At 71.8% G+C, this 24,450-nt stretch carries 23 protein-coding genes; 17 read left to right on the forward strand and 6 right to left on the reverse strand.

The genetic code is table 11. The features are described from left to right. Nucleotides 1-58: 58 nt before the first annotated feature. Both RKD20_RS29485 and RKD20_RS29490 read right to left on the reverse strand, forming a co-directional pair. The gene (locus RKD20_RS29485; RefSeq protein ID WP_020116311.1) at nt 59-865 is read right to left on the reverse strand and encodes a DUF3097 domain-containing protein; all 807 of its coding nucleotides are present in this window, start codon (nt 863-865) and stop codon (nt 59-61) included. Nucleotides 866-896: 31 nt separating this feature from the next. Then, entirely contained in the window at nt 897-1,628 is a 732-nt protein-coding gene (locus RKD20_RS29490; protein WP_424880336.1) for an MBL fold metallo-hydrolase, read from the reverse strand. Nucleotides 1,629-1,778: 150 nt separating this feature from the next. Between RKD20_RS29490 and hrcA the strand changes: the two genes are divergently transcribed. From hrcA to RKD20_RS29540, 10 genes are all read left to right on the forward strand, one after another. Then, nucleotides 1,779-2,798: a heat-inducible transcriptional repressor HrcA gene (gene hrcA / locus RKD20_RS29495; RefSeq protein WP_424880337.1), complete on the forward strand. Its 1,020-nt coding sequence runs from the start codon at nt 1,779-1,781 to the stop codon at nt 2,796-2,798. Then, nucleotides 2,799-3,938, forward strand: coding sequence for a molecular chaperone DnaJ (gene dnaJ / locus RKD20_RS29500; RefSeq protein WP_007381949.1), 1,140 nt, complete (start codon nt 2,799-2,801; stop codon nt 3,936-3,938). It abuts the gene before it with no gap. Between the two features lie 53 nt (nt 3,939-3,991). Next, on the forward strand, nt 3,992-5,068 hold the full coding sequence (locus tag RKD20_RS29505) for a nitronate monooxygenase (RefSeq protein WP_424880338.1): 1,077 nt from the start codon (nt 3,992-3,994) through the stop codon (nt 5,066-5,068). Then, on the forward strand, nt 5,065-5,814 hold the full coding sequence (locus RKD20_RS29510) for a 16S rRNA (uracil(1498)-N(3))-methyltransferase (RefSeq protein ID WP_424880339.1): 750 nt from the start codon (nt 5,065-5,067) through the stop codon (nt 5,812-5,814). Before RKD20_RS29505 ends, RKD20_RS29510 begins: the two co-directional genes overlap by 4 nt. A gap of 17 nt (nt 5,815-5,831) precedes the next feature. Further along, entirely contained in the window at nt 5,832-6,224 is a 393-nt protein-coding gene (locus tag RKD20_RS29515) for a VOC family protein (RefSeq protein ID WP_424880340.1), read from the forward strand. Between the two features lie 196 nt (nt 6,225-6,420). Further along, a complete protein-coding gene (locus tag RKD20_RS29520; RefSeq protein WP_424880341.1) occupies nt 6,421-6,954 on the forward strand; it encodes a hypothetical protein in 534 nt (177 codons plus the stop codon). 45 nt (nt 6,955-6,999) lie between these two features. Continuing rightward, entirely contained in the window at nt 7,000-10,251 is a 3,252-nt protein-coding gene (locus RKD20_RS29525; RefSeq protein WP_424880342.1) for a S41 family peptidase, read from the forward strand. Between the two features lie 31 nt (nt 10,252-10,282). Beyond that, nucleotides 10,283-10,636, forward strand: coding sequence for a histidine triad nucleotide-binding protein (locus RKD20_RS29530; protein ID WP_020116304.1), 354 nt, complete (start codon nt 10,283-10,285; stop codon nt 10,634-10,636). A gap of 6 nt (nt 10,637-10,642) precedes the next feature. Beyond that, nucleotides 10,643-11,548: a ribonuclease Z gene (locus RKD20_RS29535; RefSeq protein ID WP_424880343.1), complete on the forward strand. Its 906-nt coding sequence runs from the start codon at nt 10,643-10,645 to the stop codon at nt 11,546-11,548. 20 nt (nt 11,549-11,568) lie between these two features. Continuing rightward, the gene (locus tag RKD20_RS29540; RefSeq protein WP_424880344.1) at nt 11,569-12,558 is read left to right on the forward strand and encodes an adenosine deaminase; all 990 of its coding nucleotides are present in this window, start codon (nt 11,569-11,571) and stop codon (nt 12,556-12,558) included. A 96-nt stretch (nt 12,559-12,654) separates the two neighbouring features. Here RKD20_RS29540 and RKD20_RS29545 read toward each other — a convergent pair whose 3' ends face one another. After that, the gene (locus tag RKD20_RS29545; protein ID WP_424880345.1) at nt 12,655-13,842 is read right to left on the reverse strand and encodes an MFS transporter; all 1,188 of its coding nucleotides are present in this window, start codon (nt 13,840-13,842) and stop codon (nt 12,655-12,657) included. Between the two features lie 189 nt (nt 13,843-14,031). Next, nucleotides 14,032-14,814 carry an IclR family transcriptional regulator gene (locus RKD20_RS29550; RefSeq protein WP_424880346.1) on the reverse strand — a complete coding sequence of 261 codons (783 nt, stop codon included), beginning with the start codon at nt 14,812-14,814 and terminating at the stop codon, nt 14,032-14,034. A gap of 156 nt (nt 14,815-14,970) precedes the next feature. Between RKD20_RS29550 and RKD20_RS29555 the strand changes: the two genes are divergently transcribed. The 3 genes from RKD20_RS29555 (at nt 14,971) to RKD20_RS29565 (ending at nt 18,588) form a co-directional block, all read left to right on the forward strand. Continuing rightward, entirely contained in the window at nt 14,971-15,867 is an 897-nt protein-coding gene (locus tag RKD20_RS29555; protein ID WP_424883355.1) for a 5-dehydro-4-deoxyglucarate dehydratase, read from the forward strand. Next, complete coding sequence (locus RKD20_RS29560; protein WP_424880347.1) at nt 15,864-17,153, forward strand: glucarate dehydratase family protein; 1,290 nt, start codon at nt 15,864-15,866, stop codon at nt 17,151-17,153. The genes RKD20_RS29555 and RKD20_RS29560 overlap by 4 nt, the downstream gene beginning before the upstream one ends. A gap of 286 nt (nt 17,154-17,439) precedes the next feature. Further along, nucleotides 17,440-18,588, forward strand: a complete 1,149-nt coding sequence (locus RKD20_RS29565; RefSeq protein WP_106968244.1) for a carbohydrate kinase family protein — start codon at nt 17,440-17,442, stop codon at nt 18,586-18,588. A gap of 126 nt (nt 18,589-18,714) precedes the next feature. Here the strand turns inward: RKD20_RS29565 and RKD20_RS29570 are convergent, their stop codons facing one another. Next, nucleotides 18,715-19,431 carry an FAD binding domain-containing protein gene (locus RKD20_RS29570; protein WP_424880348.1) on the reverse strand — a complete coding sequence of 239 codons (717 nt, stop codon included), beginning with the start codon at nt 19,429-19,431 and terminating at the stop codon, nt 18,715-18,717. 253 nt (nt 19,432-19,684) lie between these two features. On the opposite strand from RKD20_RS29570, the gene RKD20_RS29575 reads away from it, so the two are divergent. The 4 genes from RKD20_RS29575 to RKD20_RS29590 are packed head-to-tail and all read left to right on the forward strand — an operon-like array spanning nt 19,685 to nt 22,917. Continuing rightward, entirely contained in the window at nt 19,685-20,743 is a 1,059-nt protein-coding gene (locus tag RKD20_RS29575) for a PhoH family protein (RefSeq protein ID WP_424880349.1), read from the forward strand. 13 nt (nt 20,744-20,756) lie between these two features. Then, nucleotides 20,757-21,254: an rRNA maturation RNase YbeY gene (gene ybeY / locus RKD20_RS29580; RefSeq protein WP_007381932.1), complete on the forward strand. Its 498-nt coding sequence runs from the start codon at nt 20,757-20,759 to the stop codon at nt 21,252-21,254. Continuing rightward, nucleotides 21,251-22,561 (forward strand): hemolysin family protein, encoded by a 1,311-nt coding sequence (locus RKD20_RS29585; RefSeq protein ID WP_424880350.1) that lies wholly within the window; start codon nt 21,251-21,253, stop codon nt 22,559-22,561. The genes ybeY and RKD20_RS29585 overlap by 4 nt, the downstream gene beginning before the upstream one ends. Further along, nucleotides 22,558-22,917 carry an MmcQ/YjbR family DNA-binding protein gene (locus RKD20_RS29590; RefSeq protein ID WP_424880351.1) on the forward strand — a complete coding sequence of 120 codons (360 nt, stop codon included), beginning with the start codon at nt 22,558-22,560 and terminating at the stop codon, nt 22,915-22,917. The genes RKD20_RS29585 and RKD20_RS29590 overlap by 4 nt, the downstream gene beginning before the upstream one ends. On the opposite strand, the gene RKD20_RS29595 is transcribed toward RKD20_RS29590, so the two are convergent. Next, complete coding sequence (locus RKD20_RS29595) at nt 22,879-24,345, reverse strand: MFS transporter (RefSeq protein WP_424880352.1); 1,467 nt, start codon at nt 24,343-24,345, stop codon at nt 22,879-22,881. The genes RKD20_RS29590 and RKD20_RS29595 overlap by 39 nt on opposite strands. Nucleotides 24,346-24,450: the final 105 nt, after the last annotated feature.

The following is a 24,450-nucleotide window of genomic DNA, read 5'->3' on the forward strand; positions in this document are numbered from 1 at the left end:
CGCCGTCGGTCGACTGCCCACCCGGCCGCACTCGCCTCAGCGGCCCGGCGCGGATCCGCTAAGGCGCCGTCACGAAATCGATCAGCTCCTCCACCCGCCCCAGCAGCTCCGGCTCCAGGTCCCGGTAGGACCCCACCCGCTTCAGGATCGCCTGCCACACCGCGCCCGTGTTCTCCGACGGCCAGCCCAGGGCCTTGCACACGCCCGTCTTCCAGTCCTGGCCGTGCGGGACGCGGGGCCACGCCTCGATGCCCAGGGACGACGGCTTCACCGCCTCCCAGATGTCGATGTACGGGTGGCCGACGACCAGGGCGTGTTCGCTGGTCACCTCCTGGGCGATGCGCCACTCCTTCGTGCCGGGGAGCAGGTGGTCCACCAGGACTCCCAGACGCGCGTCCGGACCCGGCGCGAACTCGGCCACGATCGACGGCAGGTCGTCCACGCCCTCCAGGTACTCCACGACCACGCCCTCGATGCGCAGGTCGTCGCCCCAGACCTTCTCCACCAGTTCCGCGTCGTGCCGGCCCTCGACATAGATCCGGCCGGCGCGGGCCACGCGTGCGCGTGCGCCGGGCACGGCCACCGAGCCGGAAGCGGTACGGGACGGCCGTACGGGCGCCTGCGACGAGGGCCGCACCAGGGTCACCACCCGGCCCTCCAGAAGGAAACCGCGGGGCTCCAGCGGGAACACCCGGTGCTTGCCGAAGCGGTCCTCCAGGGTCACCGTGCCCGCCTCGCAGCGGATCACCGCGCCGCAGAAACCGGTGCCCGGCTCCTCGACCACCAGGCCGGGCTCGGCGGGCACCTCCGGCACCGGCTTGGGCTTCTTCCACGGAGGGGTCAGGTCGGCGGAGTACTGGCGCATTCGGATGACGATAGGAGAACCGGCCCGGGGATCACCACGACACGCCGAAACGGGCCGCCAGCGCGTCCCGCTGCGCCCGCACGAACGCCGCGTCCACCACCGCTCCGTGACCGGGCACGTACAGCGCGTCCTCGCCGCCCAGGTCGAGGAGCCGGTCCAGCGCGGCCGGCCAGTGCTGCGGTACGGCGTCCGGGCCCGCCTGCGGTTCCCCCGACTCCTCGACCAGGTCGCCGCAGAAGACGACCTCCGGGGTGCCGGGCACCAGGACGGCGAGGTCATGGGCCGTGTGGCCGGGGCCGACGTTCGCCAGCAGGACCTGGCGGCCGCCGCCGAGGTCGAGCGTCCACTCGCCCGAGACGTGGTGCCGGGGGGTGACGAGGGCGTCCACCGCCTCGTCGGCCACCGCCGCGTCCAGTCCGCCCCGCACCGCGTCCGCCCGCAGCTCCGCCCGCCCGAGCCGCCCCGCCAGCACCGTCTCCACGCCCACCGCGCCGAACACCTCCGCCCCCGCGAAGGCCGCCGCCCCGAAGACATGGTCGAAGTGGGGGTGGGTGAGCGCGAGATGGGTCACACCGTGGCCGGCCAGTTCCCCGGCCTGCGCGCGCAGGCGGGCGCCCTCCGCCAGGCCGGAGCCCGCGTCGACCAACAGGGCTGTGCCCTCGCCGATCACCAGGCCCGCCGTACAGTCCCAGCCGGGAAGCCGGCACCGCCCCACCCCGGTCGCGACCCGCTCCCACCCGAGCTCTTCCCAAGTCACCGTCATACCGCGACGCTAGCCCTACAACCCGTCACGCCGGGACCAGCCTTGCCCAGGGACTACCCCACCGCCGTACACTGGCCGGGGAGCGCTGGCACTCGGACGGACAGAGTGCCAGGCGAGACGCAAAGGGAACGACCTCTGGAGGTGTGCGCGATGCTGAGTGAACGCAGGCTTCAGGTGTTGCGCGCGATCGTCCAGGACTACGTCGGCACCGAGGAGCCGGTCGGGTCGAAGGCCCTGACCGAGCGGCACAACCTCGGAGTCTCCCCGGCGACCGTCCGCAACGACATGGCGGTCCTGGAGGACGAGGGGTTCATCGCCCAGCCGCACACCAGCGCCGGGCGGATCCCCACCGACAAGGGCTACCGGCTGTTCGTCGACAAACTGGCGGGCGTCAAGCCGATGACCGCGCCCGAGCGGCGCGCGATCCAGAACTTCCTCGACGGCGCCGTGGACCTCGACGACGTCGTGGCCCGGACCGTGCGGCTGCTCGCGCAGCTCACCCGGCAGGTCGCCGTCGTGCAGTACCCGTCCCTCACCCGCTCGACCGTGCGGCACGTGGAGCTGCTCTCGCTCGCCCCGGCGCGCGTGATGCTCGTGCTGATCACGGACACCGGCCGTGTCGAGCAGCGCATGGTCGACTGCCCGGCACCCTTCGGGGAGGCCTCGCTCGCCGATCTGCGGGCGCGGCTCAACAGCCGGATCGCCGGGCGGCGGTTCGCCGATGTGCCGCAGCTCGTCGAGGACCTGCCCGAAGGCTTCGACGTCGAGGACCGGGGTACGGTCTCGACAGTGCTCTCCACTCTCCTGGAGACGCTCGTCGAGGAGAACGAGGAGCGGCTGATGATCGGCGGCACCGCCAATCTCACCCGCTTCGGACATGACTTTCCCCTCACGATCCGGCCCGTCCTGGAGGCTCTGGAGGAGCAGGTCGTCCTCCTCAAGCTCCTTGGTGAGGCCGGGGATTCGGGCATGACCGTACGTATTGGTCATGAGAACGCCTACGAGGGACTCAACTCCACTTCGGTGGTGTCGGTCGGCTACGGTTCGGGCAGCAACGAGGCAGTCGCCAAGCTCGGCGTGGTCGGACCGACCCGCATGGATTACCCGGGAACGATGGGAGCGGTACGCGCAGTGGCACGGTACGTCGGACAGATCCTGGCGGAGTCGTAAGTGGCCACGGACTACTACGCCGTTCTCGGCGTGCGCCGCGACGCGTCGCAGGATGAGATCAAGAAGGCGTTCCGTCGGCTCGCGCGCGAGCTGCACCCGGACGTCAACCCGGATCCGAAGACCCAGGAGCGGTTCAAGGAGATCAACGCCGCTTACGAGGTGTTGTCGGACCCGCAGAAGAAGCAGGTCTACGACCTCGGCGGCGACCCGCTCTCGCAGGCCGGCGGCGGTGGCGCGGGCGGCTTCGGGGCCGGTGGGTTCGGGAACTTCTCGGACATCATGGACGCGTTCTTCGGTACGGCCTCGCAGCGGGGGCCGCGCTCGCGCACCCGGCGCGGCCAGGACGCGATGATCCGGCTGGAGATCGAGCTCGACGAGGCGGCCTTCGGCACCACGAAGGACATCCAGGTCGACACGGCGATCGTCTGCACCACCTGCAGTGGTGAGGGCGCGGCGCCGGGCACCTCCGCCCAGACATGCGACATGTGTCGCGGCCGCGGCGAGGTGTCGCAGGTGACGCGGTCCTTCCTGGGCCAGGTCATGACGTCCCGCCCGTGCCCGCAGTGCCAGGGCTTCGGCACCGTGGTCCCCACCCCGTGCCCGGAGTGCGCCGGCGACGGCCGGGTCCGCTCGCGCCGCACGCTGACCGTGAAGATCCCGGCCGGTGTGGACAACGGCACGCGGATCCAGCTCGCGGGTGAGGGCGAGGTCGGCCCCGGCGGCGGTCCCGCCGGTGACCTGTACGTCGAGATCCACGAACTCCCGCACTCGCAGTTCCAGCGCCGGGGCGACGACCTGCACTGCACGGTCACCCTCCCGATGACCGCGGCCTCCCTCGGCACCAAGGTCCCGCTGGAGACCCTCGACGGCATGGAGGAGGTCGACATCCGCCCGGGCACCCAGTCCGGCCAGTCGATCCCGCTGCACAGCCGGGGCGTCACGCACCTGCGCGGCGGCGGCCGCGGCGACCTCATCGTCCACGTCGAGGTCCAGACCCCCACCAAGCTGGACCCGGAACAGGAACGCCTGCTCCGCGAACTGGCCAAGCTCCGCGGCGAGGAACGGCCCACGGGGCAGTTCCAGCCGGGGCAGCAAGGGTTGTTCTCGCGGTTGAAGGATGCGTTCAACGGGCGTACGTGAGCCGTGCGAAGGTCGGATTCGGACTTGTTCGGAGGACGTGACAACATGCCGTCATGTCCTCCGCACTGACCGATCTCTTCCCTCATCCGATCGTGCAGGCCCCCATGGCGGGCGGCGTCTCCGTGCCGCGGCTCGCCGCCGCCGTGTCCGATGCGGGCGGGCTCGGATTCCTCGCCGCCGGGTACAAGACGGCCGACGGGATGTACCAGGAGATCAAGCAGCTGCGCGGGCTGACCGGGCGCCCCTTCGGGGTCAACCTCTTCGTGCCGCAGCCCGAGTACGCCGACCCCGCGGCCGTCGAGGTCTACGCCCACCAGCTGGCCGGCGAGGCCACCTGGTACGAGACCGAGCTCGGCGACCCCGACAGCGGCCGTGACGACGGGTACGACGCCAAGCTCGCCGTACTCCTCGACAACCCGGTGCCGGTGGTCTCCTTCCACTTCGGCATCCCGAGCAGCGACGCCCTGGAGTCGCTGCGCCGCGCGGGGATCTTCACCCTGGTCACCGCGACCACCCCCGAAGAGGCTCTCGCCGTGCAGTACGCGGGCGCCGACGCGGTCATCGCACAGGGCATCGAGGCCGGCGGACACCAGGGCACCCACCGTGACTTCCCCGAGCAGGACGGCTCGGGTCTCGGGCTGCTCTCCCTGGTCGCGCAGATCCGTGAGACGGTCAGCCTCCCCATCGTCGCCGCCGGCGGCATCATGCGCGGCAGCCAGATCGCCGCCGTCCTCGCCGCCGGCGCGAGCGCGGCCCAGCTCGGCACGGCGTTCCTCGCCGCGCCCGAGTCCGGCGCCCACGACGTGCACAAGCAGGCGCTGACCAACCCCCTCTACGCCCGCACCGAGTTGACCCGCGCCTTCTCCGGCAGACCGGCCCGTGGCCTGGTCAACCGTTTCCTGCGCGAGCACGGACCGTACGCGCCCGCCGCCTACCCCGAGGTCCACCACCTCACCGCCCCGCTCAGGAAGGCCGCCGCCAAGGCCAAGGACGCCCAGGGCATGGCGCTGTGGGCGGGGCAGGGGCACCGGTTGGCACGCGAGCTGCCCGCGGGGCAGCTCGTGGAGATACTCGCGGCCGAACTCGACGCGGCCAGGACAGCGTTGTCAGGCAAGGGGGACCTGCGATGACCGCACCGGTGTTCGTGGTCGAGCACTTCGACGCGGGCGGCGGCGGACGCTACGTCCTCGACGGCCCCGAAGGCCGCCACGCCGTCTCCGTGAAGCGGCTCCAGCCCGGCGAGGACGTCATCCTCACCGACGGCGCCGGGCGCTGGGCCGACTGCGTGGTGCTCGGCACCGAGGGCAAGGACCGGCTGATCGTCCAGCTGGACTCGGTCAGCGAGGAACCCCGGGCGCAGCCCCGCATCACCGTCGTCCAGGCCCTTCCCAAGGGCGACCGCGGTGAACTCGCCGTCGAGACCATGACCGAGGTCGGCGTCGACGCCGTCGTGCCCTGGCAGGCGGCCCGCTGCATCACCCAGTGGAAGGGCGAGCGGGGCCTGAAGGCGCTCGGCAAGTGGCGGGCCACCGCCCGCGAGGCCGGCAAGCAGTCCCGCCGGATCCGCTTCCCGGAGATCGCGGACGCGGCAACCACCAAGCAGGTTGCCGCACTTCTCGCCAAAGCCGACTTCGCCGCCGTGCTCCACTCCGACTTCGAACGCGGCAGCGAACCGCTGGCCACCGCCGAACTTCCCGACGAGGGCGAGATCGTGCTGGTCGTGGGCCCCGAAGGAGGCGTCGCCAAGGACGAGTTGGCGCTCTTCGAGGAGGCCGGTGCGCGCGCCTACGTCCTCGGGCCCACAGTGCTGCGTACCTCGACCGCCGGAACCGCGGCGACCGCCCTGCTCCTCGGCCGCACCGGCCGCTGGTCCTGACGCCTGGAAGGACGGCTGTGGAACTCGCCCAAGTACGCCTGCTCGTCACCGACTTCGCCGCCTGCTACCGCTTCTACGCCGAGGTCCTCGGCCTGACGCCCCAGTCGGGGGCGAAGGGCGGGCCGTACGAGAAGTTCAGCCCCGCCACCGGCTCGGCGGGCATCGCCCTCCAGGACCGGTCGATGATGGCGGAGGTCCTCGGCGAACTGGGCGGCACGGCCACCGGCCACCGCTCACTGGTCGTACTGCGCGTCGACGACCTGGACACCTACTGCGAGCAGATCGCGTCCCGCGGAGCCACCCTGCTGCACGGCCCGTCCCCCATGACGGACCGCATGCGCGTCGCCCACCTCAAGGACCCGGAGGGCAATCTGGTGGAACTCCAGCAGTGGCTGCTGCTGCGCGGTTGACGGTACTTCTCGACGCCGGTTCCGCATCATTCAGCCCGTCCGGCGTTTGAGGACGAGGCCTTTCGGGCCGAAGCGGGGGGCTGGGGGCGGCAGCCCCCTGCGGCGGTCACGTCAACGCCGGGTCACTCACAACCGGCGCGCTCAATGACCGTATGCGCCCTACCGCCGGACGGCACGCGGTGGCAGGCTGCCCTCCATGGTGGCGTTGAGACGGAACTGGCGTCGGCCGCGCGGGGTGCGAGTGGCGGGTGCGGTCGGGGGTGTGGTGCTGGCCGTGGGCGGGGTCACCGCGTGTGATCCGACCGGCGCGGTCAGCTCCGCGACCGTCTCGTACACCACCGACCAGTTGGTCACCAAGGAGCTGAACCGGCAGAAGGCCGACGTGAGTTGGCTGACCTGCACGGCCTCGTACGACAACGGCGACCGGACGCCGAGCGCGTCCGTGAACACCGTCGCCACCGTGAACTGCGAGGGCAAGACGCGGGACGGCAAGGACATCACCGCCAAGGGCAAGGTGACCCGGACCGTCAGCGGCGCGTGTGTGCGCGGGGACCTCACCGCCACCGTGGGCGGCAGGCAGTGGCTCCACGTCGACGGGCTCGGCGACTGCAACGCCACACCCACCCCGCGGGTCAACAACCCCGGGCAGCCCGGCCCTACCGTCACGGTGACCGTCACCAAGACCATCTGGTGCCAGAACGACCCGCAGTGCTGGCCCGACGGCAAGTGATCGAAACCTCTGTGCACGAGCACCGCCCGTGCGTAGGGTAATCGGGTGACACAGCCTGCGACGTCTGCATATCTCCGGTTTCCGCATCTGCAGGGCGAGTTGGTGGCCTTCACCGCCGAGGACGACGTGTGGCTCGCGCCGCTCGACGGCGGACGCGCCTGGCGGGTCAGCGCGGACAACGTGCCGGTCACCCACCCCCGGATCTCGCCCGACGGCACCACCGTCGCCTGGACCTCCGCCCGCGACGGCGCCCCCGAGGTGCACATCGCGCCGGCCGACGGCGGCCCGGGCCGAAGGCTGACCCACTGGGGCAGCGCACGCACCCAGGTCCGCGGCTGGACCCCGGACGGCGAGGTCCTCGCGATCACCACCCACGGCCAGGCGAGCCTGCGCCGCAGCTGGGCCCGGACCGTCCCGCTCGACGGCGGCCCCGGCACCACCCTGCCGTACGGCCCCGTCGGCCATGTCGCCCACGGCCCCGCGACCGTGATCCTCTCCGCGCCCATGGGCCGGGAGGCCGCCTGGTGGAAGCGGTACCGGGGCGGCACGGCCGGGAAGCTGTGGATCGACCGCGAGGGCGACGGCGAGTTCGTACGGCTGCACGACGACCTGGACGGAAACCTGGAGTACCCCGTGTGGGCGGGCGACCGGATCGCCTTCCTCTCCGACCACGAGGGCACTGGAGCCGTCTACTCCTCGCTCGCCGACGGCTCCGACCTGCGCCGGCACACCCCGCATGGGGGCACCTCCCGCTCGAGCGAAGCCGAGAGTGGGGGAGGCTACTACGCCCGGCACGCGGCCGGCGACGGCACCCGGGTCGTCTACACCTCCGCCGGTGAGCTGTGGATCCTCGACGACCTCGACGGCGCCGAACCGCGCCGCCTTGAGGTCCGGCTCGGCGGACAGCGCGCCGACCGGCAGCCGTTCCCGGTGGACGCCTCCCGCTGGTTCGGCTCCGCCGCCCCCGACCACACCGCACGCGGCAGCGCGGTCGCCGTGCGCGGCGCCGTCCACTGGGTCACCCACCGTTCGGGCCCGGCCCGCGCGCTCGCCGACGAACCCGGCGTCCGGGCCCGGCTGCCCCGCACCTTCCGCACGGAGGGCGAGGAGTGGGTCGTCTGGGTGACGGACGCGGAGGGCGACGACGCCCTGGAGTTCGCGCCCGCCACCGGACTCGCCCCCGGCGCCACCCCGCGCCGCCTCGCCGCGGGCCGCCTCGGCCGGGTCCTCGGGCTCGCCATGGCCCCCGACGGCAGCCGGGCGGCGGTCGCCGCGCACGACGGCCGCGTCCTGCTCGTCGAGCGGGAGACCGGCGAGGTCCGCGAGGTCGACCGCAGCGAGGACGGCGACGTACGGGGACTGACCTTCTCGCCCGACTCGGCCTGGCTCGCCTGGTCGCACCCCGGCCCCGACCCGCTCTGCCAGCTCCGCCTCGCCAACACCACCGACCTGTCGGTCACCGAGGCGACCCCGCTGCGCTTCCAGGACTACGCCCCCGCCTTCACCCTCGACGGCAAGCACCTGGCCTTCCTCTCCAACCGCTCCTTCGACCCGGTCTACGACGAGCACGTCTTCGACCTCGCGTTCGTGGTCGGCGACCGCCCGCACCTGATCACCCTGGCCGCGACCACCCCGTCCCCCTTCGGCCCGCAGCGGCACGGCCGGCCCTTCGAGGCCCCCGACAAGGACGAGACCCCCGACAGCGAGGGCACCCCGACCACCCGTATCGACCTCGAAGGCCTCGCCGACCGGATCGTGCCCTTCCCGGTGGAGGCCGGCCGCTACTCCAACCTGCGCGCGGCCAAGGACGGCGTGCTGTGGCTGCGCCACCCCGTCCAGGGCGTCCTCGGCTCCTCCCGGGCCACCCCGGACGACCCCGACCCCAAGACCGACCTCCAGCGCTACGACCTCGCACAGCAGCGCCTCGAACACCTCGCCGCCGACGCCGACCACTTCGCCGTCAGCGGCGACGGCAAGCGGGTCCTGCTGTGGACCGACGGCCGGTTGAAGGTCGTACCGAGCGACCGCCGCGCCTCGAACGACGACGACAGCGACACGAACATCTCCGTCGACCTCGGCCGCATCCGCCAGACCGTCGACCCCTCGGCCGAGTGGCGGCAGATGTACGAGGAGACCGGCCGCATCATGCGGGACCACTTCTGGCGGCCTGACATGAGCGGTGTCGACTGGACCGGCGTCCTCGACCGCTACCGCCCGGTCCTGGACCGCCTGGCCACCCATGACGACCTCGTCGACCTCCTGTGGGAGGTGCACGGCGAACTCGGCACCTCCCACGCCTACGTCACCCCCCGCGGCGGCCACGGTCACGGCCCCCGGCAGGGTCTGCTCGGCGCCGACATCTCCCGCCACGACGACGGCCCCCAGGGGTCGCCGCAGTGGCGCATCGACCGCATCCTGCCGACCGAGACCTCCGACCCCGCCGCCCGCTCCCCGCTCGCCGCACCGGGCGTGGCGGTCCGCGCCGGGGACGCGATCGTCGCGGTGGGCGGCCGGCCGGTCGATCCGGTCACCGGCCCCGGCCCGCTCCTCGTCGGCACGGCGGGCAAACCGGTCGAGCTCACCGTGTCCCCCTCCGGCGGCGGCGACCTCCGGCACGCCGTGGTCGTCCCCGTCTCCGACGAGGAGCCCCTGCGCTACCACGCCTGGGTCGCCGACCGCCGTGCCTACGTCCACGAGAAGTCAGGGGGCCGGCTGGGGTATCTGCACGTCCCGGACATGCAGGCCCCGGGCTGGGCGCAGATCCACCGCGACCTGCGCGTCGAGGTGGCCCGCGAGGGTCTGGTGGTCGACGTCCGCGAGAACCGCGGCGGCCACACCTCGCAGCTGGTCGTCGAGAAGCTGGCCCGCAAGATCGTCGGCTGGGCGCTGCCGCGGGGGATGCGCGCGTACAGCTACCCGAGGGACGCGCCGCGCGGTCCTGTCGTGGCGGTCGCGAACGAGTTCTCCGGCTCGGACGGCGACATCGTCAACGCGGCGATCAAGGCGCTGGGCATCGGCCCGGTCGTCGGCACCCGCACGTGGGGCGGGGTCATCGGGATCGACAGCCGGTACCGGCTGGTCGACGGCACGCTGATCACCCAGCCGAAGTACGCGTTCTGGCTGGAGGGGTACGAGTGGGGCGTCGAGAACCACGGCGTCGACCCGGACGTGGAGGTCCTGCAGCGGCCGCAGGACTACGCGGCGGGCCGGGACGCCCAGCTGGACGAGGCGGTGCGGATCGCTCTGGAGGCCCTGGAGTCCACTCCGGCGAAGATTCCGCCGACGCTGCCTCGTTAAGATGCCTCAGGACCTCTACGGAAGGAACGACATGGCAGGGGAACCCCAGGACGACTGCCTGTTCTGCAAGATCGTCGCAGGTCAGATCCCTGCGACCATCATCCGCGAGACAGACACCACCCTCGCCTTCCGGGACATCAACCCGCAGGCCCCCACCCATGTTCTGGTGATCCCCAAGGCCCACCACAAGAACGCCGCCGAACTCGCCGCCGCCGCACCCGAACTCGCCGCCGACGTCCTGCGCGAGACCCGGGCCGTCGCGGAGGACGAGAAGCTGGAGAGCTACCGCACCGTCTTCAACACCGGCAGCGGCGCCGGCCAGACCGTCTGGCACGCCCACGCCCATGTGCTCGGCGGCCGCGGCCTCCACTGGCCCCCCGGATAACCCACCGTGTCCGTACGTGAGTTGGTCGTCCTCGGCACAGCCAGCCAGGTCCCGACCAGGCACCGCAACCACAACGGCTACCTGCTGCGCTGGGACGGCGAGGGCCTCCTGTTCGACCCCGGCGAGGGCACCCAGCGCCAGATGCTGCGCGCCGGGGTCGCCGCCCACGACCTCCACCGGATCTGTGTCACCCACTTCCACGGAGACCACTCCCTCGGCCTTGCGGGCGTGATCCAGCGGATCAACCTCGACCGGGTCCCGCACGAGGTCACCGCCCACTACCCGAAGTCGGGGCAGCGCTTCTTCGACCGACTGCGGTACGCGACGGCGTACCGGGAGACGGTCCGGCTCACCGAGGCACCGGTCGCCGAGGACGGGGTGATCTCGCGGACCGGCGGCTACACCCTGGAGGCCCGCAAGCTCTCCCACCCCGTCGAGTCCTACGGCTACCGCCTCACCGAACCCGACGGCCGCCGCATGCTCCCGGACCGGCTCGCCGCGCACGGCATCAAGGGCCCGGATGTGGGACGGCTCCAGCGAGAGGGCTCCCTGAACGGCGTCTCCCTCGACGACGTCAGTGAGGTCCGCCACGGCCAGCGGTTCGCGTTCGTCATGGACACCCGCCTCTGCGACGGCGTCCACGCCCTCGCGGACGGCTGCGACCTGCTCGTCATCGAGTCGACCTTCCTCGACGAGGACGAGCAACTCGCCGTCGAGCACGGCCACCTGACCGCCGGTCAGGCAGCCACCGTCGCCCGCGAGGCCGGCGTACGGCACCTCGTGCTCACCCACTTCAGCCAGCGCTACTCCGAGCCGGAAGAGTTCGAACGGCAGGCGCGGGCGGCCGGGTACGAGGGCGAGCTGACCGTGGCCCACGACCTCCTGAGGGTCCCGGTTCCGAAACGGCGATAAAGCGGTCGTACGATGCTTTGATGTCCCTCCCCAAAGCTGAACTGCACCTGCACATCGAAGGCACTCTGGAGCCGGAGCTGGCTTTCGAGCTGGCCGCGCGCAACGGCGTCGAGCTGCCGTACGCCGACACGGACGGGCTCCGCAAGGCGTACGACTTCGAGGATCTCCAGTCCTTTCTGAACCTGTACTACGAGCTCATGGCCGTCCTGCGCACCGAGCGGGACTTCGAGGACCTGGCGAACGCGTATCTCGCCCGGGCCGCGGCGCAGGGGGTGCGGCACGCGGAGATCTTCTTCGACCCGCAGGCGCACCTCGCGCGCGGCGTGGAGATGGGCACGGTGGTGGAGGGGCTGTGGCGGGCGCTGGGCAGCAGCGCGCACAACCATGGCGTCTCGACGCAGCTGATCATGTGTTTCCTGCGGGACGAGTCCGCGGAGTCGGCGCTGGAGACCCTGGAGGCCGCGAAGCCGTATCTCGACCGGATCGTCGGCGTCGGGCTCGACTCCGCCGAGGTGGGGCATCCCCCGGTGAAGTTCCGCGAGGTGTACGAGGCCGCCGCGGCGCTCGGGCTGCGACGCGTGGCGCACGCCGGGGAGGAGGGGCCGCCGGAGTACATCGTCGAGGCGCTGGACGTGCTCGGGGTGGAGCGGATCGACCACGGGCTGCGGTGCGTGGAGTCTCCGACGCTGGTCGAGCGGCTTGTCCGGGACCGGGTTCCGCTGACTCTGTGTCCCTTGTCCAACGTGCGGCTTCGTACGGTCGATCTGCTGGGCGATCATCCGTTGCCGGCAATGTTGGAGGCGGGGTTGATGTGCACGGTGAACTCCGACGACCCGGCGTACTTCGGGGGGTATGCGGGGGACAACTTCGAGGCGGTGCGCTCGGCGCTGGGCCTGGGGGAGGATCGGTTGCGGGAGTTGGCCCGGAACTCCTTCCTCGCGTCCTTCCTGGAGCACGATGAGGAGCTGCGGGCACGGTATCTCGCGGAAGTTGATGCGTACGAGTTCTGAGGTGCGTTGTCGGGTGCGGGTGCTTCGTGGCTTGTCGCGCCCACGCGGCGGAGCCGCATATCGACACAGCCCCGCGCCCCTAAAAGCCCAAAGCCCTCACGCAGCCGTTGCCTTGTCGTAGGCCTGGGTTTCCACCGGGATTTCCACCACCGGCAAGGTCCGCCGCCCCGCCCCCATCGCCACAACCGTCATCGGCACCGCGATCAGCAGCAGGCCCGCTGCCAGGACCGTGCCCATCACGGAGAAACCGGCCTCAGATGCGAGCAGGCTTCCCGTCAGCGGACCCGCCGCCGTCCCCAACGACGACGCCGAGCCGACCAGGACCGCCCAGCGGCCGCGGGGGTCCAGGGAGGCGGCCAGGCCGATGACGTACGACAGGACGATCGGGTAGAGCGTGTTCCACGCGATCTCGCCGGTGGCGAAGGACGTCAGGTCGGTCGCGGAGGCGCTGAGGGTGATGCAGGCGGCGATGAGGACCGTGCCGCCGCCGATGGGGAGCGCGCGGCCCAGCCGGGGGCCCAGGGCGCCCGCGCCGACGACGCCCAGCAGGCCCGCGCCCAGCGCGAGCGCGAAGACCGCGCCGACCGTCGCCTCGGAGAGGTGGGCCTGGGTGAGGCCGATGCGGCCGCTGACGCCCCAGAGGGCGTTCTGGGCGAGGGACCAGCACAGGAGGGTCGCGGCGAGGAGGAGACCGGCGCGCGGATGGGGGAGCGGGGTGCGGGTCTCCCGGCTCCGGGCGGGGGCCGTGCGCAGCGGGAGACGGCTCGTCAGGGGCCAGACCGCCAGGGCGGTGAGGGCGATCGCGGCGAGCGGCTGGCCGTGGCCGGGGCCCAGGTGGGGGACGGTCAGATAGACGGCGCCGGCGAGCGCGGAGACGCCGAGCAGGCCGACCGTGGTGGCGCGGTGCGGGTCCGGCTGGGCGGCGATGCCGGTGGCGGCCACCGCGGTCGACGTACCGGATCCGAAGCCGCCGACCAGGGCCCCCACGACGACCGCGGGGACGGCGTGGGCGAGGGCGGCGCCGCCGTAGCCGAGGACGGCGAGGGTGAGGCCGATGCGGGCGAGGGTGCGGGGGCCGATGCGGTCGACGCGGGCGGCGAGCAGGAAGCCTGCCGCCGCCGAACTCAGCAGCAGCGCGCTGCCGACGGCACCCGCCTCGGTGGCGGTGAGCGGAAGCCCCGAGTCGAGTCTGCCGACGGTGGTCGGCAGCAGGTAGGGGGCGAGGTACCCGGCCGTGAAAAGGGCAATGAGGGGCCAGGGCAGGGTGGAGCGACGGGCGAACACGGGCGTTCCCAGGGCATGCGAAAGAAGCGGCTCGAAAAGGGGGTTGGGCGCAGGCCGTCGACGGACAGGAACGCGCGAAGAATTTGTATCAAGCACGCGGTTGCGGAAGAAGAGCGGGGTGCGTGATGTGGATCACGTTCCGTTTGGGGGGAGGGAAGCCGGGTAAAAGCGCGCCCTCCGTGGCCGCCTCTAACGCCAGCTGGGAGCGCCTCCCGCGCCCGGTGCCGTCGCCTCGATCTTGCCCCTGATCTCGCGCATCACCGTGATGATCTGCTGCTCGTGGTCCGGCGTCAGTCGGGCGACCGGGACCGAGCAGCTGACGGCGTCCTGGGCGGGGGAGTCGTAGCGCAGGGCGAAGCCGAAGCCGACGATGCCGAGGACGCCCTCCTCCCGGTCGATCGAGTAGCCGCGGGCGCGGACCTCGGCGAGGTCGGTCAGCAGGGCGTCGCGGGTGGTGTGGGAGTTCGGGGTGAGTGCCTCGTACGGCCCCTCGGGGAGCCGTTCGTCGGGCCACTCGGCCAGCAGCGCCTTGCCCAGCGCGCCGACGTGCGCGGGCAGCCGACGGCCGACCCTGCTGATGGTCCGCAGGTACTCGTGCGACTCGCGCGTCGCCAGATAGGCCACGTCCCGGCCGTCGAGCCGGCCCAGGTGGATCGTCTCGCCCAGTGCCTGGGACGCCTCGTCCAGATACGGCCGTACGACCTGGACGCGCGGGTCGGAGTCCAGATAGCTGGTGCCGGTGAGCAGGGCGTGAATGCCGATGCCGTAGAGCGAGCCGGTGATGTCGGTGCGGACCCAGCCGCGCGAGATCAGAGTCTGGAGCAGCGCGTACATCGAGCTGCGCGGCACGCCCAGCTCGTCCGCGAGTTCCTGGAGCCGGGCCGGGCGGTCGCCGCGCGCGGCCAGCAGTTCGAGGAGTTCGACGGTGCGGGCCGCCGACTTCACCTCGCGGACACCACCGGTCTCTGACATGCGCTGATGGTAATCGGCCCGCCAAACCCCGCGTGGCCCATTGACGGACGGGATTCGCCTATCTAATCTCCATCTTCATACGTAGATAACGTCTACATGGGGAGATGAGTGAGGGTGACCCTCGACCCGGACACGGCCCGACGACTGCGGGACGGCATGGCACAGGGCGTGCTGTCGTTCCCGCTCACGAGCTTCCACGACGACGGCACCCTCGACCCCGACGGCTTCCGCGCCCACGTCGCCGCCCAGATCGCCACCGGCCCCGGCGCGGTCTTCCCGGCCTGCGGCACCGGCGAGTTCTTCTCGCTGGACGAGGACGAGTACCGGCAGGTCGTCACCATCGCCGTCGAGGAGGCCGGCGGGCGCGTGCCCGTCGTCGCCGGGACCGGCTACGGCTGGGCGCAGGCCGTCCGGTTCGCCCGGATCGCCGAGGAGGCGGGAGCGGACGCGCTGCTGGTCCTCCCGCACTACCTGGTCGCCGCCCCGCAGGACGGCCTGGTCGCCCAGCTGGAGCAGATCGCGGCGCGGACACGGCTGCCGCTCATCGCCTACCAGCGTGGTCAGGTCGCCTTCGGCGTGGATGCGTTCAGGCGGGTCGCCGCGATCGACGGGGTCATCGGGCTCAAGGACGGGCACAGCGACCTCGACCGGCTCCAGCGCCTGACCCTCGCGGCGCCCGAGGACTTCCTGTTCTTCAACGGCGCCTCCACCGCCGAGATCCAGGCCCGCGCCTACGCCACCGTCGGCGTCCCCGCCTACTCCTCGGCCGTCCACGCCTTCGCCCCCGAGATCGCGAACGCCTTCTTCACCGCCCTGCGCGACGGCGACGACAAGGCCGTGGAGAAGCTGCTGCGCGACTTCTACGTCCCGCTCGTCGAGCTCCGCGACCGGGTGCCCGGGTACGCGGTGTCGCTGGTGAAGGCGGCGGCGCGGTTGCGGGGGCGGCCGGTGGGGCCCGTGCGCGCACCGCTCACCGATCCGTCGGAGGCCGACCTGGCGGACCTGCGCCTGCTGTTGACCACCGGTCTCGACCTTGTAGGAGCCGCGCTGTGAACCTCACGATCACCGATGTCCGCCTCACGCCGATCCTCGTCGCCGATCCGCCGCTGCTGAACACGCAGGGTGTGCACCAGCCGTACACGCCCCGGCTGATCGTCGAGGTGGAGACCGCGGACGGGGTCGTGGGGATCGGGGAGACGTACGGCGACACCAAGTACCTGGAGCCGGCCCGGCCGTTCGCCGCGAAGCTGATCGGACGCCAGGTCGGGGACCTGAACGGGCTGTTCACGGTCGCGGACCAGGTGGCGGTCGACTCCTCCCGGGTCTCCGGACAGGTCGACGTCGGTGGGCTGCGGGGCGTGCAGACCGCCGACAAGCTGCGGCTGTCCGTCGTCTCCGGGTTCGAGGTGGCCTGTCTCGACGCGCTGGGCAAGGCGCTCGGGCTGCCGGTGCACGCCCTGCTCGGGGGCAAGGTGCGGGACGCGGTCGAGTACAGCGCGTACCTGTTCTACAAGTGGGCCGCACATCCGGAGGGCGTCGCCTGCGAGAAGGACGACTGGGGGGCGGCCCTCGATCCCGCGGGGGTGGTGGAGCAGGCCCGGCTGTTCACGGAGCGGTACGGCTTCACGTCCTTCAAGCTCAAGGGCGGGGTCTTTCCGCCGGACGAGGAGATCGCCGCGGTCAGGGCTCTTGCCGAGGCGTTCCCCGGGCATCCCCTGCGGCTCGACCCCAACGGGGCCTGGAGCGTCGCGACTTCGCTGAGGGTCGCCGAGGAGCTCGGGGACGTCCTGGAGTACCTGGAGGACCCGGCGCTGGGGACCGCGGCCATGGCCGAGGTGTCCGCCGGGACCGATGTCCCGCTGGCCACCAACATGTGTGTGACGACCTTCGCGGAGATCAAGGAGGCGTTCGCCCGGGATGCCGTGCAGGTGGTGCTCTCCGACCACCACTACTGGGGCGGGCTGCGCAACACCCAGCAACTCGCCGCTATCTGCCGGACGTTCGGGGTCGGGGTGTCCATGCACTCCAACACGCATCTGGGGATCTCGCTGGCCGCGATGACGCATGTGGCGTCCACCGTGCCGAATCTCCACCACGCCTGTGACTCGCACTATCCGTGGCAGTCGGAGGACGTGCTGACCGAGCGGCTGGTCTTCGAGGACGGGGCCGTACGGGTCTCCGACGCGCCCGGGCTCGGTGTCGAACTCGACCGGGAGAAGGTGGAGTTCCTGCATCGGCGGTGGCTGGATGACGACGGTTCGCTGCGGGAGCGGGACGATGCCGCGGCCATGCGGGTGGCCCAGCCGGGGTGGGTCACGCCGAGCGTGCCTCGCTGGTAGGACGGGGGGATTTCCCGCCCCGCCGCCCCTGCCCTCCCGTGCCCGGGGACGCTGCCCCTTCCGTGTCCGGGGACGCTGCCCCTTCCGTGTCCGGGGGCGCTGCCCCTTCGACCCCGCCGGGGGCTGCGCCCCAGACCCCGCGGCGGCCCAGGAGGGGCCTCGTCCTCAAACACCGGACGGGACCGATTGCCCGGACCGGTGCTCGGAAGCCTGACGTGGGCGGCGGCCCGTTGTCGGTGGTGTGGTGCAGACTGGCCTGATCGGCACCACGCGCAGGGAGCTCACCGTGATCGCGTCCAACGGGAAGGGACCGTCGTACAACGGGAAGGCCGGGCAGTGCCAGGCCCAGGTCGATCCCCTGGCCGCCGTGCGCACACCCGGTGATCCGCCCTGGGACGTCTATCTCACCGGCACCGTCTTCCTCGACATCGTCTTCACCGGGCTCGGCACCGCCCCCGTGCGCGGCACCGAGTCCTGGGCCCGCGGCATGGGGTCGAGCCCCGGCGGCGTCGCGAACATGGCCACGGCCCTGGCCCGGCTCGGGCTGCGCACCTCGCTGGCCGCGGCCTTCGGCGACGACCACTACGGCGAGTACTGCTGGGACGCCCTGGAGCAGGGCGAGGGCATCGACCTCTCCCCGTCGCGCCGGGTTCCCGGCTGGCACTCCCCGGTCACCGTGTCGATGGCCTACGAGGGAGAGCGCACCATGGTCTCCCACGGCCACGAGCCGCCCCCCGAGGCCGTGCTCGTCCAAGAGGGCGCGCCGGACTGCCCCCCGCGCGCGCGTGCGGCCGTGGCCTCGCTGGAGCCGGGGAAGCGCGCCCCCTGGATCGCCCAGGCGGCGGGCAAGGGCACCCGCATCTTCGCCGACGTCGGCTGGGACGAGACCGGCGCCTGGGACCTGGCCGGCCTCCCCGACCTCGCCCACTGCGAGGCCTTCCTGCCGAACGCGGAGGAGGCGATGCGCTACACCGGCGCCACCTGCCCCCGCGAGGCCGCCCACGCGCTCACCGAGCACGTGCCGCTCGCCGTGGTCACCCTCGGCGCGGAGGGCGCGTACGCGGTGGACCGGCGTACCGGGGAGGCCGCCGAGGTCCCGGCGATCGAGGTCGAGGCGCTCGACCCCACCGGCGCCGGGGACGTCTTCGTGGCCGGCTTCGTCACCGGCACCCTCGCGGGCTGGCCACTGGCGGACCGGCTGGCCTTCGCCGGCCTGACCGCCGCGCTCTCGGTCCAGGAGTTCGGCGGCTCCCTGTCCGCGCCGGGCTGGTCCGAGATCGGCGCCTGGTGGCGCAAGGTCCAGTCCGTCGCCTCCCAGGACCGCGCCGCGCTGCACAGGTACGCCTTCCTGGCGGACCTGATCCCGGAGGAGACCGCCCCGGGCTGGCCCCTGCGGCGAGCGGTGCCGACGATCGGCTTCGGCAGATCGGCCTGAGACCACGGAGGCCGCGCCGTGGGCGGGTGGTACCGGTACCGCGTCCGGGTGGCCCGTCTCCGCGAGCGCGGGGAGGCAGGGCCGCCGGACCGCCGCCATGGGTGCACGTCGAGCCGGCCGGGACCGTCAGTGCTGGTCCGCCCGCTCCAGTGCCGACAGCACCTGTTCCCGGACCACCTCGCGGGCCTCGGCGGGCAGCGACCCCATCGCCGTACCGCTCAGGGCGTCGAGCACGGTGGCAGCGGGCGTGTCGCAGGGCACGCTCTCGCTCAGGAAGTCGTAGCCGTCGCGGACGGCGACGCGCAGCACGGGACGGTCGCCCGGGTGCACGGCGGTGGCGACGACCAGGGGCGGCGACCCGCCCGGGGCCTCGGCCACCTTGCGGTAGCCGCTGACCAGCGGATCGTTCCAGTGCAGGCTCAGCAGCAGCGGCTTCTTGGCGAGCAGTTCGGCGAGGTCGGCCTCGAACGGCCCCTCCGCCGCCAGCACCCGCGCCCGGGCGCCCAGGACGAGTGCCGCGGGCAGCAGACAGCGCAGGGTGCTGCCGACGATGTTCCCGCCGACCGTGGCGGTCCGGCGCACGGCCCCGGTGCCGATGCCGGCCGCGGCCCGGTGCAGCACCTCCGGCGCCCGTTCGTCGATCCGGTGCAGCAGGACCGCCGCCCCGATCTCCCCCGCCCCGAGGACGTTCGCCTCCGGCACCTCGCGCAGCGACACGGCCTGCTCGGGGAAGCCGTCGCGCTGCCAGGCGGCCCACACGAGCGTGGCGCCGCCGACGGGTGTCGCCCCGTCGGCCAGGCACTCCTGGGCCTCGGGCAGGGAGGCGGGCAGACGCAACAGCACGGTCTTCCTGCTTTCTCCGGACGGACTCCGTCGCCACCGCCGCTCTCGAGGTCTTCGAACACACGTGGTAGCGAGCGCATTCTTCCCTGGGGTGCGGGGGGAGCATGCAGGGCTCATCGCTGCATCGAGGGCGCCCTCTTCCTCGAAAAGCCCTACGGCGTTGTCAGTGCACCGTCGTACTCTTGAAACCGCGAGGCCGCCTCCAGTTGTGCGGCCGTGACGAGGAGGAACCGCAGGCCTTGAGCGCCGGCCCATGACTCAGACACCGACAGGTCACAGCCCCGCGCAGGGGCAGGCGAGAGCACAGTTCACCGTCCCCGCCCAGCACCCCATGGTCTCGGTCCTGGGGTCCGGCGACTCGCTCCTGCGCGTGATCGAGAAGGCCTTCCCGGCGGCCGACATCCATGTCCGGGGCAATGAGATCAGCGCTACCGGCGCGGCGGCCGACGTCGCCCTCGTGCAGCGCCTGTTCGACGAGATGATGCTGGTGCTCCGCACCGGACAGCCGATGACGGAGGACGCAGTGGAACGCTCGATCGCCATGCTGCGAGCGAGCGAGAACGGGACGAGCGACGGCCAGGAGACCCCGGCCGAAGTGCTCACACAGAACATCCTGTCCTCGCGCGGCCGCACCATCCGCCCCAAGACCCTCAACCAGAAGCGGTACGTCGACGCGATCGACAAGCACACGATCGTCTTCGGCATCGGCCCCGCCGGCACCGGCAAGACCTACCTCGCCATGGCCAAGGCGGTGCAGGCCCTCCAGTCCAAGCAGGTCAACCGCATCATCCTGACCCGCCCGGCGGTGGAGGCGGGGGAGCGGCTCGGATTCCTCCCGGGCACGCTCTACGAGAAGATCGACCCCTACCTGCGCCCGCTGTACGACGCCCTGCACGACATGCTGGACCCGGACTCGATCCCGCGGCTGATGGCGGCCGGGACGATCGAGGTCGCCCCGCTCGCGTACATGCGCGGCCGTACGCTCAACGACGCCTTCATCATCCTCGACGAGGCCCAGAACACCTCCCCCGAGCAGATGAAGATGTTCCTCACCCGCCTCGGCTTCGACTCGAAGATCGTGATCACGGGTGACGTGACGCAGGTCGACCTGCCCAACGGCACCAAGTCGGGTCTGCGCCAGGTCCAGGACATCCTGGAGGGCCTCGACGACGTCCACTTCTCCCGCCTGTCGTCCCAGGACGTCGTACGGCACAAGCTGGTCGGCCGTATCGTCGACGCGTACGAGAAGTACGACACCGAGAACGGTACGGAGAACGGCACCCACAAGGGCGGCCGGAACAAGCGGAAGTAGACAAGCCAGCACCATGTCGATCGACGTCAACAACGAGTCCGGAACCGAGGTCGACGAGCAGGCGATCCTCGACATCGCCCGCTACGCGCTCGCGCGGATGCGCATCCACCCGCTCTCCGAGCTCTCGGTGATCGTCGTGGACACCGACGCCATGGAGCAGCTGCACATCCAGTGGATGGACCTGCCGGGGCCCACCGACGTCATGTCGTTCCCGATGGACGAGCTCAGGCCGCCCAGCAAGGACGACGACGAGCCCCCGCAGGGCCTCCTCGGCGACATCGTGCTGTGTCCCGAGGTCGCCAAGAGGCAGGGCGAGGAGGCCGAGACGCAGCACTCCATGGACGAGGAGCTCCAGCTCCTCACCGTCCACGGGGTGCTGCACCTGCTCGGCTACGACCACGAGGAGCCGGACGAGAAGGCCGAGATGTTCGGCCTCCAGGCGGCCATCGTGGACGGCTGGCGGCAGGAGAAGGGTCTGACCGGCCCGTCCCCCGCGCCGACCGTCTCATGAGCCTGCCCCTCGTCTCCGGCGCGATCGCCCTGGTCGTCGTCGCCTGGCTCGCCGCCTGCGCGGAGGCGGGCCTCGCGCGCGTCTCCAGCTTCCGCGCCGAGGAAGCCGTGCGCAACGGCCGGCGGGGCAGCGCCAAGCTCGCGCAGATCGCCGCCGACCCGACCCGCTATCTCAACGTGGCGCTGCTGGTGCGCGTCGCCTGCGAGATGGCGGCGGCCGCCCTGGTCACCTACGCCTGCCTCCAGGAGTTCCCGGGCACCACCCGCGCCCTGCTGGTCGCGATCGGCGTCATGGTGCTCGTGTCGTACGTCGCCGTCGGCGTCTCCCCGCGCACCATCGGGCGTCAGCACCCGCTCAACACGGCGACCGCGGCCGCGTACATCCTGCTCCCGCTGGCCCGGATCATGGGCCCGATCCCGTCGTTGCTGATCCTCATCGGCAACGCGCTCACCCCGGGCAAGGGCTTCCGCCGGGGCCCGTTCGCCTCCGAGGCGGAGCTGCGCGCGCTGGTCGACCTCGCCGAGAAGGAGTCCCTGATCGAGGACGAGGAGCGCCGCATGGTGCACTCGGTCTTCGAGCTGGGCGACACACTGGTGCGGGAGGTCATGGTCCCGCGGACCGACCTCGTCGTCATCGAGCGCTACAAGACGATCCGTCAGGCGCTGACCCTCGCGCTGCGCTCGGGTTTCTCGCGCATACCGGTGTCCGGGGAGAGCGAGGACGACATCGTCGGGATCGTGTATCTGAAGGACCTGGTCCGCAAGACGCACATCAACCGGGACGCGGAGAGCGAGCTGGTGTCCACGGCCATGCGGCCCGCCGCCTTCGTGCCCGACACCAAGAACGCCGGTGACCTGCTGCGCGAGATGCAGCAGGACCGCAACCACGTCGCCGTCGTCATCGACGAGTACGGCGGCACGGCCGGCATCGTCACCATCGAGGACATCCTCGAGGAGATCGTCGGTGAGATCACCGACGAGTACGACCGTGAACTGCCGCCGGTGGAAGACCTCGGCGACGACCGCCACCGGGTCACGGCCCGCCTCGACATCACCGACCTCGGCGAGCTGTACGGGCTCGACGAGTACGACGACGAGGACGTGGAGACCGTCGGCGGACTGCTGGCGAAGGCGCTGGGCCGTGTCCCCATCGCCGGGGCGTCCGCGGTCGTCGAGCTTCCGGACGGGCGTGAACTGCGCCTGACCGCGGAGGCCGCCGCCGGGCGCCGGAACAAGATCGTGACGGTCCTGGTGGAGCCGGTGGGCGCGCTCGAACCCGCCGTGGAGGAGAAGAAGGAGTCCGAGTGACCCCCAAGGAGCTGCGCGCCCTCTGCCTGTCCTTCAACGCGGTGGTGGAGGACTTCCCGTTCAACCCCGAGACCTCGGTCTTCAAGGTGCTGGGCAAGCTCTTCGCCCTGACGAACCTGGACGCGCGGCCCCTGACGGTCAATCTCAAGTGCGACCCCGAGGACGCGATCCGGCTGCGCGCCGACCATCCCGGTCTGATCGTCCCCGGCTACCACATGAACAAGCGCCACTGGAACACCGTCACGGCCGACGGCGAACTCCCGGACCGTGTGGTCCGGGAGCTCGTGGAGGACTCGTACGACCTGGTGGTGGCCGGTCTACCGCGCGCCGAGCGGCTCCGCCTCGACCGCCCCTGAGCGCACCCGCAGCCCCACCGCGACCACCGCCGCCGCCACCAGCACGATCGCCGTGTCCAGTGCGAGGACCGTGTGGACGCCGGACATCAGGTCGTCCGAAGTGGTGGCGAGGACGCCGAGCAGCGGGATGCCGACGGTGATGCCGATCTGCTGGGTGGAGGTGACCAGGCCGGTGGCCAGGCCCTGCTCCTCGTCCGGGACACCGGAGGTCACGGTGACGCCGTACGAGATGATCGCGCCGAGGTGGCACATGCTGGCCAGGGCGACGGCGGCGGTGGCGAGCCAGACGGACCAGCTCCCGGTGTCCAGGCCCAGCAGGGCGGCGATCAGTGCGCCCTGGCCGACGAGTGAGCCGACCAGCGTGCGGCGCGGGCCGAAGCGGCCGATGACCCTCGGGGCGTAGGTGCCGGCCACCGCAGAGAGGACGCCCTGGACACCGAAGACCAGGCCGGTCTCGAAGGCGGACAGGTGCAGGATCTCCTGGAGGTAGAGGGTCAGCACGAAGACGACCGTCGACATCATCGAGAAGGTGACGAGACCGCCGATGTTGCCCCACGCCACCGTGCGGCGGCGCAGCATGTGCAGGGACACCAGGGGTTGGGCGCTACGGGACTCGACCTTGACGAAGGCGGCGAGGAGAAGCAGGCCCGCGATCAGGCCGGCGACGACGTCCGCACGGCCGAAACCCTGGTCGGCGGCGGTCGACAGGGCGTAGATGAGGGCGAGCAGCCCGCCGGTGACCGTGATCGCGCCGGGCACGTCCAGGCGCGGGCGGTCCGGGATGGGGGTACCTCCCCTGCCCTTAAGGCTATGGGGGAGGGACTCCGGCAGCAGGGCGGGGGCCAGCGGGAGCACGATCAGGGCGAACAGGGTGAGCAGGCCCATCGTGGAGCGCCAGCCGAGGATGTCGGTGAGGGTGCCGCCGGCCACCATGCCGACGGTGAAGCCGAGCGAGAGCAGGGTGCCGGAGATGCCCAGGGCGCGGTCGCGGGCGGGGCCCTCGGGGAAGGTCGTGGTCAGCAGGGACATGCCGGTCGGCACGATCGCCGCGGCGCCGAGGCCCTGGAGGGCGCGTCCGGCGAGGAAGGAGGCCGGGTCCCAGGCGAGGGTCGCGTGCAGTGAGGCCGCGCCGAACAGGGCGAGACCGGACAGGAAGAGCTTCCTGCGGCCGTACAGGTCTCCCATGCGGCCGAACAGGAGCAGGAAGCCGCCGGACGGGAGGGCGAACGCCGTGACCGCCCACTGCAGGGCGGAGGGGCTCATGCCGAGGTCGGCGCCGAGGACGGGCAGGGCGACGTTCAGGACGGAGAAGTCCAGCGCGACCATGAACTGGGCGGCGCACAGGACGAACAGGACGAGCTTGTCGCGCGTCGACAGCCGGGGGGTGTCGAGCGAATCGGGGAGGGGGTTTGTGGTGTCGATCGCCATGGGCAAGAGCCTGCGGGCACCGGAATAGCCGTGGGGAGCCGCAAGTTGTGCTGGTGGTGGCACCACCAGGCAACAACGAGGGGGATGCGTTCGTGCCCGAGGTCG

The sequence above is a fragment of the Streptomyces sp. SLBN-8D4 genome (assembly GCF_049739545.1).
GTDB classification, from domain to species: Bacteria; Actinomycetota; Actinomycetes; order Streptomycetales; family Streptomycetaceae; genus Streptomyces; species Streptomyces canus_C.